Below are 14,546 nucleotides of genomic sequence, written 5' to 3' on the forward strand. Positions count from 1 at the left end.
GCGGCCTGTCCGCGAGCATCCCGGCACGGCTCCGCCCCCCGGTTGGCTCACTCGTCGATCAGCCCATGCAGCCGGGCGACACTGGTGGCCATGGCGCGGGAGTTGACGTTCAGCTTGCGATAGATCGACCTCAAGTGCTGATTCACCGTGAAGCGCGAGATCGACAGGCGGCTGCCGATGTCGACGATCGGCAAGCCTTCGATCAGCAGGTTCAGCACGCTCCATTCGCGTTGACCCAGGCCGAGCTCCTTCAGCTTCTGCCCCTTGTCCACCTTGGGCTTCACGCCGGTCTCCAGGCTCTCGAGCTTGTCGAGCACCAGCCGGGAGACGGCGGGGCTCAAGGGGGCGTGGCCGTTGTGGGTGGCGATGATCTTGTCGATCAGGCTGGGCTGGATCTCTTCCTTCAACAGGTAGCCCGAAGCACCCGAGCGCAGGCTGCGCATCACGTGCTTGGCATCGCCGAAGGTGCTGATCACGATGCTGTGCGCATCGGGACACTTCTCGTCGATCAGCTTGATCAGGTCGATCCCGTCCACGTCGGGCAGGCCGAGGTCGACCAAGTAGATGTCCGCACGATTGGCGAGGATCGCGGAGACCGATTCGCCGCGGTTGCGACCGATGCCCACGATCTGGCAGGCGCTGCTGGCCGACACGACGTCGATCAGGCGCTGCAGGACGGTGGCATCGTCTTCGATGATGGTGACGGTGATCATGTCTGTTCCCCTCTGGTTCGGAGTTGTTGTTGCTGATGGGCGATGAAGATTGATGACGTGAAGTGAGTGGTGCTTGCGCAAGCGTCGTGCGGTCGCCGGGGATTCAGCGCTCTCCGAGTGATTCCGAGATCGTTTTCCGGACGGGCTGAGCAGGTAGTCCAGCACCGTGTGGCGGCCGGTGATGATCTCCGCCGTTGCCGTCATGCCGGGCTGGATCACGATGCGATCGGCCTTCTCGCCCTTGAAACGCTTGCCGCTGATGCGGATGTGCGTGCGGTAGTAGGCCTGCTCGCCTTGCGCGGTGCGCTCGGTCAGGGCGTCGGGACTCACGTAGGTCACGCTGCCGTCGAGGGCGCCGTAGATGCTGTAGTCGAAGGCGTCCACCTTGACCACCGCCGGCATGCCGCGTCGGATGAATCCGATGTCGGCGGCACGCAACCGGGCCTCGATGATCAGGTCGTCGCCGGTGGGCAGCAGCTGCATGATCTCGTCGCCCGGGCGCAGGACCGCGCCCTCGGTGGTCAGCGTGATCAGATTGACCACGCCGTCGACCGGCGCACGCAACTGCGTGTGTTCCAGGTTGCCGCGACGGTCGTTCAGCATCTGCTGCACGCTGGCGAGCTCTTCTTCGGTCTTGGCCAACTCGGCCTGGGAATCCTGGAGGAAGCGGTTGCGGCGCAAGGTGACCTGTCCCGCGGCCTCGTTGGCCGTGCGCTGGAGCCGCAGATAGTCGGCCGCGCTGATGTCGCCGGCCTTGTACAGGGGCTCGTTGAGGGCGACCTCGCGCCGGGCGAGATCGGCGGACGTCGCCAGCACCGTGAGCTCTTCCTGCAAGGCCGTGCGGCGGCGCTCGTAGAGCTGGCGCTGCAGCTCGTTGAACGGGCCCGTGCCGGCGGGGCGGTAGGGCGTGCCCAGCGTCTCGGCGCGCAGGCGCGCCAGCGAGGCGTTCAAGGCATTGGCCTTTTCGCTGGAGTCCGCCAGCGCGGCGCTGGCCTTGGTGTTGTCGAGCTGCGCCAGCAGATCGCCCTTGCGGACGGCATCCCCCTCGTGCACGAAGAGCTTTTCCACCACACCTCCGTCCGGTGCCTGGATCACCTGGGTGCGCGAGGATGCCATGACCTTGCCCCCGGCGCGAGTCACCTGCTCGATCTGCGCCTGGGAGGCCCACCACAAGCCGGCAGCCAGCGCCGCCACCGTGGCGAGGACGGTCCAGCGCACGCGCGCCTGACCCTCGTGAAGACGGTTGGTCGTTGTCATAACGTTCTCTTGATGTCGGAAGTTCTGCGAGCGGCCGACGCTCAGGCGGCCTTGGTTGCGGCCTTGGTGGCGGCCGCGGCGTCGGCGGACGGCGCCGGTCGGCCCTGCAGCCTGGCCAGCACTTCGTCCCGCGGGCCGTCCGCCAGGACACCCTGTGGCGAGAGAACGATCACGCGGTCGACCAGCGCCAGCATCGACAGGCGATGGGTCACCAGCAGCAGCGTCGTCTCGGGCTTGAGCATCTGCCGCATCAAGCGGACGGTGGCCTGTTCCAGTCCGTCGTCCATGCCGGAGGTCGGCTCGTCGAGCAGCCACACCGCGCGATCGGCCAAGACCAGGCGCGTCAGCGCCACGAGCTGACGCTGCCCGCCCGACAGGCCGCGTCCTCCTTCCGAGAGCTTGCGGTCCAGGCCCAGCGGATGCTGGGCCACCATGGGCCAGAGACCGGTCTTCTGACAGGCGGCGACGAGGAGGTCGTCACTGACGTCGGGCAGTCCGAAAAGGAGGTTGTCGCGCAGCGTGCCGGAGAACAGCCAGGCGTGCTGCGGGCCATAGGCCAGTTGGGTCGCGCGCCATCCGGCATGGATCTGCTGCTGGTCGACGCCGTCCAGGTAGACGGTGCCGCGTGTCGGCTGGGTCAGGCCGCAGGCCAGCGACAGCAGCGTGGTCTTGCCGGCGCCGATGGTGCCCAGGATGGCGACCTTCTCGCCGGGGCGGAAGCGCATGCTGCCGAAGCGCAGCGCTTCCTTCTGACCGGGGTAGGCGAATTCGACGTTCTCGAAGCGCAACTCCCCGTGCAGGACCTGGGGCACGATGGGGCGGGCGACGCCTTCGTTGTCCACCTGCAGCCGGAAGATCGCGTCGAGCGCCTTCATGGACGCACGGGCGCTGCCCAGCTGCACGAGCAGGGGCGGGATCGAGGCCAGCGGCGACAGCACACGCCCCGACAGGATCGAGCAGGCGACGATCGCGCCCTGCGTCAGGTGCCCGTCGATCGCGAGCACCGCGCCGACGCAGATCAGGGCGACGTAGCTGACCTGTTGCAGGGCGGCGGAAATGTACGAGGTGGTGTCGCTTTCATGCTTCAGGGCGAGGCTCTGCGCGGCGTTCACTTCGCACAGCGCCGCCCAGCGGGATTCGAAGCGCCAGGTGGCGCCCAGGCCCTTGATCGCCTCGGTGCCTTCGATGGTCTCGACCAGCAGGCCGGTCTTGGCGTTGGCGCCGGACTGGCTGCTCGCGGTGAGCCGGGCGATGCGGCGGGCGCGCAGCAGGCCGGTCAGCACGGTCACGCCGAAGAGCACCACCGCCGGCAGTGCCATCCAGAAGCCGCCGATCGCCGCGATCACGAGCGCGAAGATCAGCGCCATCGGCATGTCGAAGAGCAGGAACAGGGTGCTGGCCGACAGGATGCCGCGGATCGACTCGAAGCTCTGCACCTGCGACGCCAGGGTGCCGACGGAGCCGGGTCGCTGATCCAGCCGGACCGCGTTGAGCCGCGCCATCAGCGCCCTGGAGATGCCGACATCCAGCTGCTTCAGCCGCGGTTCGAGCAGCGAGGCCCGCGCGAGCTTCAGCAGGAACTCGATCACCACCGCCAGGCCCACGCCCAGGGTGAGGACCCACAGGGTCTGGTGGCCCTGGCTCGGGATGACGCGGTCGTAGACCTGCATCGAGAAGAACGAGATGGCGATGCCGATCGTCGACAGCACCAGCGACAGGCCCGCCGCCTCCACGAAGATCGGCCACTGGCCGCGGATCTGCGCGAGCATCATGCCGCGCGCGCTTCGGGTCGCGCCTCGTTCGGCCTCGGGGTCCACCACCGCGTGCAGGCAAGGCTGATCGTCCAACACGAGGTCGCGACGGACCTGATCGGGCCCGGCGCAGGTCCAGAGTCCCTCGGGCGTGCGGGCGGTGACCACCTGCCAGCCGTGCTCGGCGTGGTGGCACAGCAGCGGCAACGCGGCGAGTTGCGGCGCGTCGAGCAGCACGAAGTGGCTCTGCTGGTCGAGCGCGCCGGCCAGCAGGCGTGCGCTGTGGAGATCCTCGCCGGGCAGACCCATTGCCATCTGGCGCTGGCGGACCAGCGCGGCGGGCACGGGACGTCCCTTCAGGCGCAGCCAGTGGGTCAGGGCGGTCGCGATGGCGGCCGAAGGGGGCGACGACGCGGCGGTCGTTCGCTTGAAGGGAGTCCAGGTCATGACGGGCATCTCGCGGGTGGCGATGGGCAGAAGGCGGAACTGCGGCAGACGGATGTCGGTCCGTTCAATGGAGCGCCGGTGCGCCGTCGAGGAGCAGGTGCAGGCGATACAGGCCGGCGCGTTCGTCGATCGCGGCGTCGCGCTGGGATTGGCGGGTGGTGTGGGCCTCGCGGACCATGTTCAGCAGGTCCAGCCACGCCCGCTTGCCGGCATCGAACTGACGCCGGTACGACGCCAGCACCTCGTCGCCGGTCGAGGCGGTGAGCTCGGCGTTGCGCAGCGAGGCGACCGCCGCGGCATGACGCGTGTACTCCAGCTGATAGTTGCTCAGCTGGTCCTGTTCGGTCGCGGCGACCGCGGCCTCCGCCGCGGCGATACGCGAGCGGGCCGCATTCACGCCGGACAGGGCCGACAGGCCACCGGGCAGTCCGGCCTGGATCACGACGCCGATGCGATCGTCCTTGTAGGCGCCGCTCTGACGGTCCATGCGCAGGCTGACGGTCGGCAGCAGCGCGGCCTTGGCCTTGGTCAGTTCATCGCGGTACAGGTCGACGTTCGCGCGCGCGATCGCCATCTCGGGCGAGAGCTGGATGCGGTCGAGCACCTGGTTCAAGGCCGGAGGCGCGGGGAGCTCGCCGTCGAGCACGACGCGCAAGGGATCGTCGACGGGGCGACGCGCCAGACGCTGCAGCCGATCGCGCTGCAGTGCTTCCTCGAGCCGCGCCTGCGCCATTTCCGCCTGCACGGCGCTCAGCCGGGAGGCCGCCAGCGCCGCGTCGGCGTTCGTGGCCACGCCCGCCTGGTTGCGACGGCGGATCATCTCCAGCAACTGCTGATGCTCCGCGCGCAAGGCCTCCAGGCTGTCGATGCGACCCCGGACCTTGGCCCAGTCGGCCCAGGTCTGCACGATCTTCAGCTTCAGCTGGAGTTGCGCGGAGCGCAGCTCCATCTCGCTGCTGCGCAGGGTGGTCCGTGCGGCGCTCAGGTTGGCCGACAGCAGTCCCCCGGTGTAGAGCGGCTGCTGGATGCTCAGGACGTTGACATACCCGCCGATGCCGCTGGCGAGCTGGCGGGAGAAGCTCGGTGAGGGACCGAACTGCCACTTCGCGGCGCTGACGCCGTCCTCCGCGGCGGCGATCGAGGCCCGGGCGCGTTCGATCGAAGGATCCGCGGACAAGGCGCCGCTGAGGAAGTCATCCATGGCGGCCCCCCAGCGAACGGCATTCGCCGACGACGCGGCGCTGGCGGAGGAGACGGCGAGGGGGGCGTCCTCCAAGGTCTTGGCCGGCACCTGGCGTCCGTCGTCCGCGTGGGCCGGCAGGCAGATCAGTGCCAGCGCGACGAGCGGATATGGCCATCCGGTGGCGATATCGAGATTCGTTGACCGGGGTGATCGGAAAGCGCGGAAAGCGCGGAAGGGGCGGAAGGAGCGGAAAGGTCGGAAAGGTGAGAAAGGTGAGAAAGGTGGGAAGGGCCGGAAAGGGCGGAACGGTCGGAAAGGAGCTTGGCGGTTCAAGGGAAACCCCGGCGGGCTGTTTTCTATCCCGCTCAGTTTCGTTTCCTGTCCTGCCGTCTCACAATGACATTTCCTTGCTAGCCTTTTGGCGCTGTCAACCACTGATGGCTTGTTTATGCAAAGAAACTAGCAAGAGTTTGCTAGTCGTGTCCGGGGCGCGAATATCCAGCGAGGCCCGGACGCGGACGTCCCCGGGGAATGACGGTTGCCGGAAGGCGGCACCTCTTACCTAGCGAAGGACACGCGATGACCACCCCCTCCGAAGACCTGGAACCCTGCATGAAGGCCTGTGCCGAGGCCTTGCTGGCCACGCGTCAGTGCGCCAACGCGTGCATCCGCTCCGGCGATCGCCTGCTGGAGGCGTGCGCCCTGCTGGATCTGGATTGCGCCGCGATCTGCGAGGCCACGATCGGCGTGCTGTCGCGAGAGTCCGCGCACCATGGCGATTTCTGCGCGTTGTGCGCCCATCTGTGCCGGGCGTGCGCCGAAGAATGCGAGAAGCATCAGCATGCGCATTGCCGGCGTTGCGCCCAGGCCTGCCGGGCTTGCGCAGCCGCCTGCGATGTCCACGCGGGTGAGCGACATGCGCTGGGCGCCCACGCCTGAGCGCAATTGGCGGCAGGGCGCCAGGGCGGCAGACTTTCTGCCAAGGCACGGTTGCCGGCTGACTTATTGATGGGCCGATTGACTTACTGCAGTCGGTTCATTGATGAATTGTCATGACGGGTTTCTGGCAAGTGTCCATCTTTGATTTCAGGGATTTAATCCGTCCCTGACGGTTGTGAGTCGGCAACTGATCGAAGAACGTGGCCTGTGACGGGGCGGGCCGGGGCGCTCGAACACGGTCGGGGACGGAAGGGCGATGGCCGGCTGGCATCGGATGCCAGTCGCACACCCGCTTCACGGCTAACATCCGGCGATCGACCCCAAGAGCCAGCCGACTGGCCGATGCAACTCGGGACGGAGGACGTCCGATGGCCTTGACGCCGTGGACGGTGCGAGAGAGCAGTGATCACCCCCCATTTCCACATTTGCGCCTTTTTCGACAGCCGGGAGGAGGCGTGCCAGGTGCTGGCGCCGTTCTACCGGGAGGCGGAGCACAACAACGAACGCAACCTGCACCTGATCGAGCCGGGCGGCCTTGACGAGCACCGGGCCCGGCTGGTCGGCGCCGGGATCGACGTCGTGGCGTGCGAACAGCGCGGCCAGCTGGCCTTGTGGCCCTGGCCGCAGGCGCCTGGCGCGATCGACGTGGAGGCCATGCTCGCGGCCATGGCGCTGGCCACCGCGGCGCAAGGGCGGGAGCCGGGCGGATTCGACGGGCTGCGCGTCATGACGCAGATGGGCTGGGCGGTCCGTCATGGCATCGACCGTCTGGACCTGCTGGAGTACGAGGCGCGCCTGAACGGCGTCCTGGACACGAACCGGCGTCTGGCGATCTGCGTCTACGACCTCGCGCCGCTCGATGGCACCACCATGATGGATCTGCTGCGCACGCATCCGCTGACGATGATCGGCGGCGTGCTGCGAGAGAATCCGTTCTTCACGCCGCCGGCCGAGATGCTGCGCGAGCTGTCCGCGCGCCGGGCCACGGGGCGACGTCGCGGGCGCTCCGCGCCGGTGGCGCTCCCAGTGCCGGCACGACCCCGGCGGTCCGAATGACCACGATGTCCCGAGAAAGAGACCCGTCCGCCGCCGACCGGGCGCTGCGCGACCTGATGGGCCTGCTCGCGCTGCCGGCCCTCTGGGTCGGGCGCGACGCCGCCACCGTCCTGCAGCTCACGACCGAGGCGGTGAACCGGATCGTGGGCACGGCGGTCTGCCTGCTGCATGCGCCGCTGGTGCCGGACGCCGCGCCGGCCACGGTCCTGCAGCTCGGGGGCGTGCGGGTGTCGCAGGAGGCCTGGACCGATTTCATCATCGCCTGCCGCCAGATGCCCGACACCGCCGACAGCGCGACCGCGCTGGAATCGCCGCTGGGCACCCTGCGCGTGGTGCGGCTCTACCTGGGGCCGGCGGGGCGGGCCGGCAGCCTGTGGTTCGGCTCCTCCCGGCCGGACTTCCCGTCGCCGCACCAGAGCGCCTTCATGCGTGCCGCGGCGACGCTGGCCTCGACCGGACTGCACGCGGCGCGGCTGGACCACGAACGCGAACGCGCCGCGAGCGCGAAGGACGAGTTCCTCGCCATGCTCGGTCATGAGCTGCGCAACCCGCTGGCGCCGATCTCCACCGCGCTGCACCTGATCCGCCTGCAGACCGGTCCTCTGTCGCGCGAGCACGAGATCATCGAACGCCAGGTCGGCCACCTCTCCAAGCTGGTCGACGACCTGCTCGACATCACCCGCATCACGCGCGGCAAGATCGAGCTGGCGCGCGAGCCGGTGGACGTGCCCTTCCTGCTGAGCGACGCGATCGAGGGCGTGAGCCCGCTGCTCGAGGAACGCAACCACCTGCTGAAGGTGGCCTGCGACGTCGGACCGGAATTGCGGCTGGTGGGCGATCGGGCCCGGCTGCGCCAGGTCCTCGTCAACCTGCTGAGCAACGCCGCCAAGTACACGCCGACCAACGGCGAGATCCGCGTCGCGGCGCGCGCCGCCGGCGATGCGCTGGTGATCGAGGTGCAGGACAACGGCGCCGGCATCGACGCGGACATGCTGCCGCGCGTGTTCGAACTGTTCGAGCAGGGCTCGACGACGCTGGACCGCTCCAAGGGCGGGCTCGGCATCGGGCTGGCGATCGTGAAGCAGCTGGTCGAGATGCATCACGGCCAGGTGGCGGTGTTCAGCGCCGGACCGGGGCAGGGCGCGACCTTCCGCGTGACGCTGCCGGCGGAGATCCATGCCGCGCCGCCCGCGCCGGGGCCGGCCACCGAGGCGCTGGACACGCTGCCGCCGGTGCAGGGGCGGGTGCTGGTCGTCGACGACAACCGCGACGCCGCCGAGACGCTGGGCATGGCGCTGCGCTACGCCGGCTACGACGTCGTCACGACGACGCTGCCGCAGGAAGCGATGGACCGGGTGCGCGCGTCGCGCTTCGATGCCGCGGTGCTCGACATCGGCATGCCGGTCATCGACGGCTACCAGCTGGCGACCCTGATCCATCACGAACTCGGGGCGGCGGCGCCGCGCCTGATCGCGCTGACCGGGTATGGCCAGGCCTCCGATCGCGACAAGGCGCTGGGCAGCGGCTTCGACGAGCACATGGTCAAGCCGATCGATCTGGATCGCCTGACGCGCACGCTGGAGCGGCTGATCCGCGCGGACGCGCTCTAATCGGGGCTCATGAGCGCGCCCGATCCCCTTCCTTCCGCGACCACGCCGGCGACCACGCCCGCGAGCGTGTCGACGCCCGCGCCGGCGCCAGTCCCGGCCCATGTCGCGATCCTCGACGACGAGCCGGACATCACCCAGCTCCTGGCCGGCTACCTCGCCTCGCACGGTTTCCGCACGACGCAACGCCACACCGGCCGGGCGTTGATGGACCTGATGGCGGCGGACACGCCCGACCTGGTGCTGCTGGACCTGGGGCTGCCCGGCGAGGACGGCTTCGTGATCGCGCGCCAGTTGCGCGAGCACTGGCGCTGCGGCCTGGTGATCGTCACCGGGCGCGGTGATGCGGTGGACAAGGTCGTCGGGCTGGAAGTCGGTGCGGACGACTACGTCACCAAGCCCTTCGACCTGCGCGAGCTGGTCGCCCGCGTGAAGGCCGTGCTGCGGCGCCTGGCACCAGGACCGGCGGCCGGCCCGGCCGCCGCCGCCGCTTCGTCGGGCCACGCGGGTCACCCGGGTCACGCGGGCAACGCCGGCAATGCTGGAAATTCGGGCATGGCTCCCGGTGCCGCATCGGCGCCGCCGGGACTGTCGGGCGGGCCGCCAGGCGAGATCGTCCAGGACCTGTCCGCCGGCCGCGAGCGGCTCCACTTCGAGGGCTGGACCATGGATGTGTCCGCGCGTCGCGTGACCGGGCCGGACGGCGAGGAGGTCGCGTTGACGACCGGCGAGTTCGACCTGCTGCACATCCTCATGCTGCATCCGGGGCGCGTGCTGTCGCGAGACTTCCTGCTCGAGCACACCCGGGGTCGCGAGTCCGGGCCCTTCGACCGCACGATCGACGTGCAGGTGGGGCGGCTGCGTCGCAAGCTCGGCGCCGAGTCGGGCGAGGGCCAGTGGATCAAGTCGGTCCGGGGCGCCGGCTATCTGTTCGCGCCGAGAGTGACCTCGACGCGCTCGACCTGAGCGCCGGCATGAACAACGCCACCAACGACGGCGCGGACGACGGCGCGAACGGCGCGCAGGTCGCGAACGAAGTGAATGACGCGAGTGACGGCGGATCCGCCGGGGTCGACGAATCCGCCATCTTCCGCGCGCTGTTCGCCGCCTCGCCCGACGGGCTGCTGCTCGTCGACGACCAGGGGCTGATCCGGCTCGCGAATCCGACGGTCACCCAACTGCTGGGATATGCCCACGAGGACCTCGTCGGCGCCTCCGTCGAGATGCTGGTGCCCGACAGCATCCGTCCGCGCCACGCGGCGTACCGGCATGCCTACGAGGCCGCACCCCGATCGCGGCCCATGGGCGGCACGGCCACCGAACTGGTCGCGCGGCGGCGTGACGGGTCGGAGGTGCTGGTGGAGATCGCGCTGAGCCCGCTGCAGCCGCTGGGCCTGCCGTACACGATGGCCTCGATCCGCAGCGTCGCCGAGTACCCGCGCGTGCGCCAGGCCCTGCAGCGGGCGCGATACAGCGAGCATCTGGCCCAACTGGGCAGGATCGCCGTCGATTCGCTCGATCCGCAGGAGGTGCTGCGCCAGGTGCCCTCGATTGCCGCCCGGGCCCTGGAGGCGGACCTGGCGGTCGTCTTCCTGCTCGAACCGGGCCGCACCGAGCTGCGCCTGGCGGAGGGCGTCGGACTGCTGGACGGCGAAGGCCTCGGCGCGAAGGTGCCGAACCGCCCGGACACGCCGCAAGGCTTCGTCCTGGCCCAGGGCGCGCCGGTCGTCGTCGAGGACTACCGCGGCGAGCAACGGTTCGCCGTGCCGCAGACCTACCTGCAGGCGGGCCTGGTGTCCGGGCTGGCGGTCCCGCTGTCCGATCGGGGGCGGCCGGTGGGCACGCTGGCGGTGCGCTCGCGCCGGGCCCGGCGCTTCGGCGATGCGGAGCTGCGCTTCCTGGAATCGGTCGCCAACCTGCTCGGCACCTGCCTGCAGCGGGCGCAGACCGAGGAGGCGCTGAGCCACTCCCAGCGCCTGGAGGCCGTCGGTCAACTGACGGGCGGCATCGCGCACGATTTCAACAACCTGCTGACCGTCATCCAGGGCAACCTGCAGGTGCTGGCCGAACTGCCCGCCGTGACCGACGACGGCTTCGCGCCGCCACTGGTCGCGGCGGCGACGCGGGCCTCGCGCCGCGGCGCGGAGCTGACGGGCAAGTTGCTGGCGTTCTCGCGCCGGCAGCGGCTGCAGCCGGCCAGCGTCGACGTGGGGGCGATGCTTCGCTCGCTGGCCGACATGCTGCGCCGCACGCTCGACCAGCGCATCCGCATCCGCATCGAGGTGGCCGCCGATTGCCCCGACGTGCAGGCCGATCCGGCGCAGCTGGAATCGGCGCTGCTGAACATCGCGATCAACGCACGCGATGCGATGCCGGAGGGCGGGGAACTGGTCTTCGAAGCCGAGCCGCTGAGAGCCATCCCGCCGGCGTTGCGCCGCGAGCTGGAGGAGGACGACGAGGATCCGATGCCTGCGGGATCCGGGTCGGATGGTGCGACGCACTATGTCCGCATCGCCATCTCCGACAGCGGCACGGGCATGCCGGAGGACGTCAAGGAGCGCGCTTTCGAACCCTTCTTCACCACCAAGCAGGCCGGCCGCGGCACCGGACTGGGACTGAGCACCGTCTACGGTTTCGCCCGCCAGTCGCGGGGGGCGATCGGCATCGACAGCACGCCGGGTCACGGCACGACCTTGTCCTTGATCCTGCCGCAGCCGCCGGCCGCGCAGCGCCAGGTGGCCGAGCACGATGCGACGGCCTCGGCCGTGCCGCCGGGGCTGCGCGTGCTGCTGGTGGAGGATGACGCGGAGGTGCGCGCCGTCGCACGTCGCTACCTGAACGATTTCGGCTGCAGCGTCACGGCCTGCGCGAGCGGGGAAGAAGCCCTGCGGCACCTGCGCGATCTGGACGATTCGACAGTGGCGGCCGATGAGGCCAATGAGGCCGGGAGTGGCCCGTTGCCGCATCTGCTGCTCAGCGACATCGCGTTGGGCGCCGGCATGCGCGGTACGGAGCTGGCGTCACACGTTCAGAAGGAATGGCCCGACATCGCCGTGCTGCTGATGTCGGGGTTCTCGGCCGAACTGCTTTCTTCCGAGCATGACAACGCGCTGGACTGGGCGCTGCTGCCCAAGCCCTATGAGCGCGCCGCGCTGGCGCGGGCAATCGGGAAGGTGCTGGCCCGCTGAAGTGGGCCCGGCACTGGCGCCAGCAAGCGCACCTGTACGCAATCTTGAGGATCGGCGCTGTTGCCGCCCCCGAAGCTCGCCTAGGCTCATTCAAGAAACAACATGAGTCACTAACTCGTTGCGGCTTGGATAATGCCATGAACATTGATTTCGACAATACCTTGAAAGCCGGCGATGTACTGACATCGATCACCATTGTGATCTCAGTGATCGCGCTGGTGATTTCTCTTGCCAAAGACCGTTCCACGAAAATATCAGAACAGGCAGCGAGGGTCAGGGCCGCAGCCGCCAGCACCCTTTCTAAGCTCGATCGATGGCAGCAGGTCCAATTGTCGCTGTATCAAGACCTTCAGCCAAGTTTTGTCGAACTGAGCGAAGCACTCGCGCTTCGTTACGATGTCGTCCGAATTCGTGATCAGTTCTGGAAATCCGTAGGCAAGGCCCGATCAAGGGTTGCACGGCAGACTCTCGACGAGCAGTTGACAACGAGTTACGGTGACTTGATCAGCCATTTTCCGCTTGCCAGAAGGCGGATTGCCGACGCGCTCGCATCGCTCGACAAGATTGAAATCGAGGTGAGCGAGCGATTTCTGGATGACGGTGAGCGCGGGATATTGGAGTTGTCAGGTCAATGCGCGACATACCAAACGCCGCTCCTTGGGAATCATTTGAGGCGCTCCGCCGCCAGTGGTGCTGCGCTCCTCAAATATGACTCCGACCAGGTGCTGGATCCAGTTCGCGAATATTTATTTTCTCTGATTTTATTGTCAGACAACGAACTCGTGAATTCCGCCGGGGCAAGCGAGAAACAATGAGTTATCGAATTCACGCCGCCGTCGCCAGCTTCCCCCGCGCCATCGAGCCCCCGATCACGAACTGTTCGAGCCGTTCCCGGCTGGGGATCGAGATCTGGCGACGGCCGCGTTCGCCGAACAGGATCAGGCCTTCGCGGTTCAGCTTGGACAGGCAGCGGCTGACCGTCTCCAGCGTCATGCCCAGGTAGTTCCCGAGGTCCGCGCGCGTCATGCGCAGCGTGAGTTCGTCGGCGCGCAGGCCGCGCTGATGCATGCTGCGCGCCCAGGCGCAGAGGAACTCCGCCACCCGTGCCAGCGAGGCCAGCGTGCACACCGACATCAGCGACTGGCGCTCATGGGTGATCTCGGCGCTCATGCCTTCATGGACCACGGCCATCATCTCCGGGTAGCGCGCGCAGGCCTGCAGCAGCTGGTCATACGGAATGATCGAGATGTTGCCGGTGTCCATCGCGACGGCATCGCAGGGATGGCGCCCGTGCGCGATGCCGCTGAAGCCCAGCCAGTCGCCGCGGAACTTCAGGCTCACGATCTGCTCGCGGCCGTCCAGGCTGCGGCTGACCAGCTTGAACGCGCCGGCATTGATCAGGTACACGGTGTTGAAGGGCTGCGAGGCGCGGAAGACCATGTCACCGGCGCGTACGACCTTGGCCGCCGGCTGGATGATGTTCCGGATGGTGCGCATCACGTCCAGCATGCGCTGCTGCGGATCGCGGGAGACGACGCGCGGTTCGGAAACGGTCACGTGCAGCGGCGGCCGGACCTGTGGGCGCAGATCGGGCGCGATCAGTCCGGGCGTGGTGCTCCCGACGATCGCGGCGGACGACAGGGAGGGCACGCCGTCGCGCGGCGGCTTGGCCGCAGGCGCCACGCGGGGTCGGCCGGTCGGGGCATCGCGCAGGCGGTCGCGGGGGAGGTCGCTCGGAGGGGAGGCGAGGGCGATGGCGCTGTGCATGATGATCTCGTGGTTGAAAGGATTGCTGGGGATGCTAGAAACGGCCCGCAACGGCGGCACCAATCCTTGACATCGATCAGCAACAGTCGGTGAACCCACGGTGACGGTTCAGTAACGGCCCGTCAGGCCCGTACAGGGCGCACGGCCCCCGTCGGTGACGAGGCCTTCGCGTTGACATCGGTCAACGCGTTTTTCCGTGAGTTGACTACGCTGCGCAGCTCGCCTTTCACGCCAAGCGCCCGACCATGCCGCTGCCCGCCACCCCTTCGCGCACGACGCCTCCGCCCTTGCTGGGCCTTCGGATGGGGTTGGTGTGTGGGGACGAAGGCACGCCCAGAGCGACGCTGTTCCAGCAGGCAGTGCTCGAACTGGGCGCGCAGGTGACCGTGCTCGACCCCGCGCGGGTGCTGGAGGACGGCGCCGCGCTGGAGGAGATCGCCCGCCTGCTCGGGCACCTGTACGGCGCGATCGCGTGCGACGGCCTGCCGCCCGCAGTGGTGCGTCGGCTGACGGCGGCGGCCGTGGTCCCGGTGGTGGAGGTGCAGGCGCTCCTGGCGCCCGCCGACGGGCGCGGCGCCGATGCGCAGGAACGGCGCCGCGCCGCGCAGGCGGCGCTGATCGCCGCGCTGCGCTGACCG

11 protein-coding genes are annotated in these 14,546 nt (G+C 68.8%); 7 read left to right on the plus strand and 4 right to left on the minus strand.

Going from position 1 to position 14,546, the window contains the following annotated elements; translation table 11 throughout:
• Positions 1-47: 47 nt before the first annotated feature.
• From ACQ4L4_RS06425 to ACQ4L4_RS06435, 3 genes are all read right to left on the minus strand, one after another.
• A complete protein-coding gene (locus ACQ4L4_RS06425) occupies positions 48-1,970 on the minus strand; it encodes an HlyD family efflux transporter periplasmic adaptor subunit (RefSeq protein WP_431103401.1) in 1,923 nt (640 codons plus the stop codon).
• A 41-nt stretch (positions 1,971-2,011) separates the two neighbouring features.
• Positions 2,012-4,168: an ATP-binding cassette domain-containing protein gene (locus ACQ4L4_RS06430; protein ID WP_431103402.1), complete on the minus strand. Its 2,157-nt coding sequence runs from the start codon at positions 4,166-4,168 to the stop codon at positions 2,012-2,014.
• A gap of 64 nt (positions 4,169-4,232) precedes the next feature.
• Positions 4,233-5,369, minus strand: coding sequence for a TolC family protein (locus ACQ4L4_RS06435; protein WP_431103403.1), 1,137 nt, complete (start codon positions 5,367-5,369; stop codon positions 4,233-4,235).
• A 561-nt stretch (positions 5,370-5,930) separates the two neighbouring features.
• Here ACQ4L4_RS06435 and ACQ4L4_RS06440 point away from each other — a divergent pair.
• The 6 genes from ACQ4L4_RS06440 to ACQ4L4_RS06465 all read left to right on the plus strand — a co-directional run bounded on the left by ACQ4L4_RS06440 (position 5,931) and on the right by ACQ4L4_RS06465 (position 12,956).
• Positions 5,931-6,290 carry a four-helix bundle copper-binding protein gene (locus ACQ4L4_RS06440; RefSeq protein ID WP_431103404.1) on the plus strand — a complete coding sequence of 120 codons (360 nt, stop codon included), beginning with the start codon at positions 5,931-5,933 and terminating at the stop codon, positions 6,288-6,290.
• Between the two features lie 402 nt (positions 6,291-6,692).
• Positions 6,693-7,346: an MEDS domain-containing protein gene (locus ACQ4L4_RS06445; RefSeq protein WP_431103405.1), complete on the plus strand. Its 654-nt coding sequence runs from the start codon at positions 6,693-6,695 to the stop codon at positions 7,344-7,346.
• Complete coding sequence (locus ACQ4L4_RS06450; protein ID WP_431103406.1) at positions 7,343-8,956, plus strand: hybrid sensor histidine kinase/response regulator; 1,614 nt, start codon at positions 7,343-7,345, stop codon at positions 8,954-8,956. Before ACQ4L4_RS06445 ends, ACQ4L4_RS06450 begins: the two co-directional genes overlap by 4 nt.
• Before the next feature lie 9 nt (positions 8,957-8,965).
• Complete coding sequence (locus ACQ4L4_RS06455; RefSeq protein ID WP_431103407.1) at positions 8,966-9,919, plus strand: response regulator transcription factor; 954 nt, start codon at positions 8,966-8,968, stop codon at positions 9,917-9,919.
• A gap of 8 nt (positions 9,920-9,927) precedes the next feature.
• Positions 9,928-12,141, plus strand: a complete 2,214-nt coding sequence (locus ACQ4L4_RS06460; protein WP_431103408.1) for a PAS domain S-box protein — start codon at positions 9,928-9,930, stop codon at positions 12,139-12,141.
• Between the two features lie 137 nt (positions 12,142-12,278).
• Entirely contained in the window at positions 12,279-12,956 is a 678-nt protein-coding gene (locus ACQ4L4_RS06465) for a hypothetical protein (RefSeq protein WP_431103409.1), read from the plus strand.
• A gap of 10 nt (positions 12,957-12,966) precedes the next feature.
• Here ACQ4L4_RS06465 and ACQ4L4_RS06470 read toward each other — a convergent pair whose 3' ends face one another.
• Positions 12,967-13,908, minus strand: coding sequence for a Crp/Fnr family transcriptional regulator (locus ACQ4L4_RS06470; protein ID WP_431103410.1), 942 nt, complete (start codon positions 13,906-13,908; stop codon positions 12,967-12,969).
• Positions 13,909-14,219: 311 nt separating this feature from the next.
• Between ACQ4L4_RS06470 and ACQ4L4_RS06475 the strand changes: the two genes are divergently transcribed.
• Positions 14,220-14,543 carry a hypothetical protein gene (locus ACQ4L4_RS06475; RefSeq protein WP_431103411.1) on the plus strand — a complete coding sequence of 108 codons (324 nt, stop codon included), beginning with the start codon at positions 14,220-14,222 and terminating at the stop codon, positions 14,541-14,543.
• Positions 14,544-14,546: the final 3 nt, after the last annotated feature.

Source organism: Roseateles noduli (genome assembly GCF_050626985.1).
GTDB lineage: Bacteria > Pseudomonadota > Gammaproteobacteria > Burkholderiales > Burkholderiaceae_C > Roseateles > Roseateles noduli_A.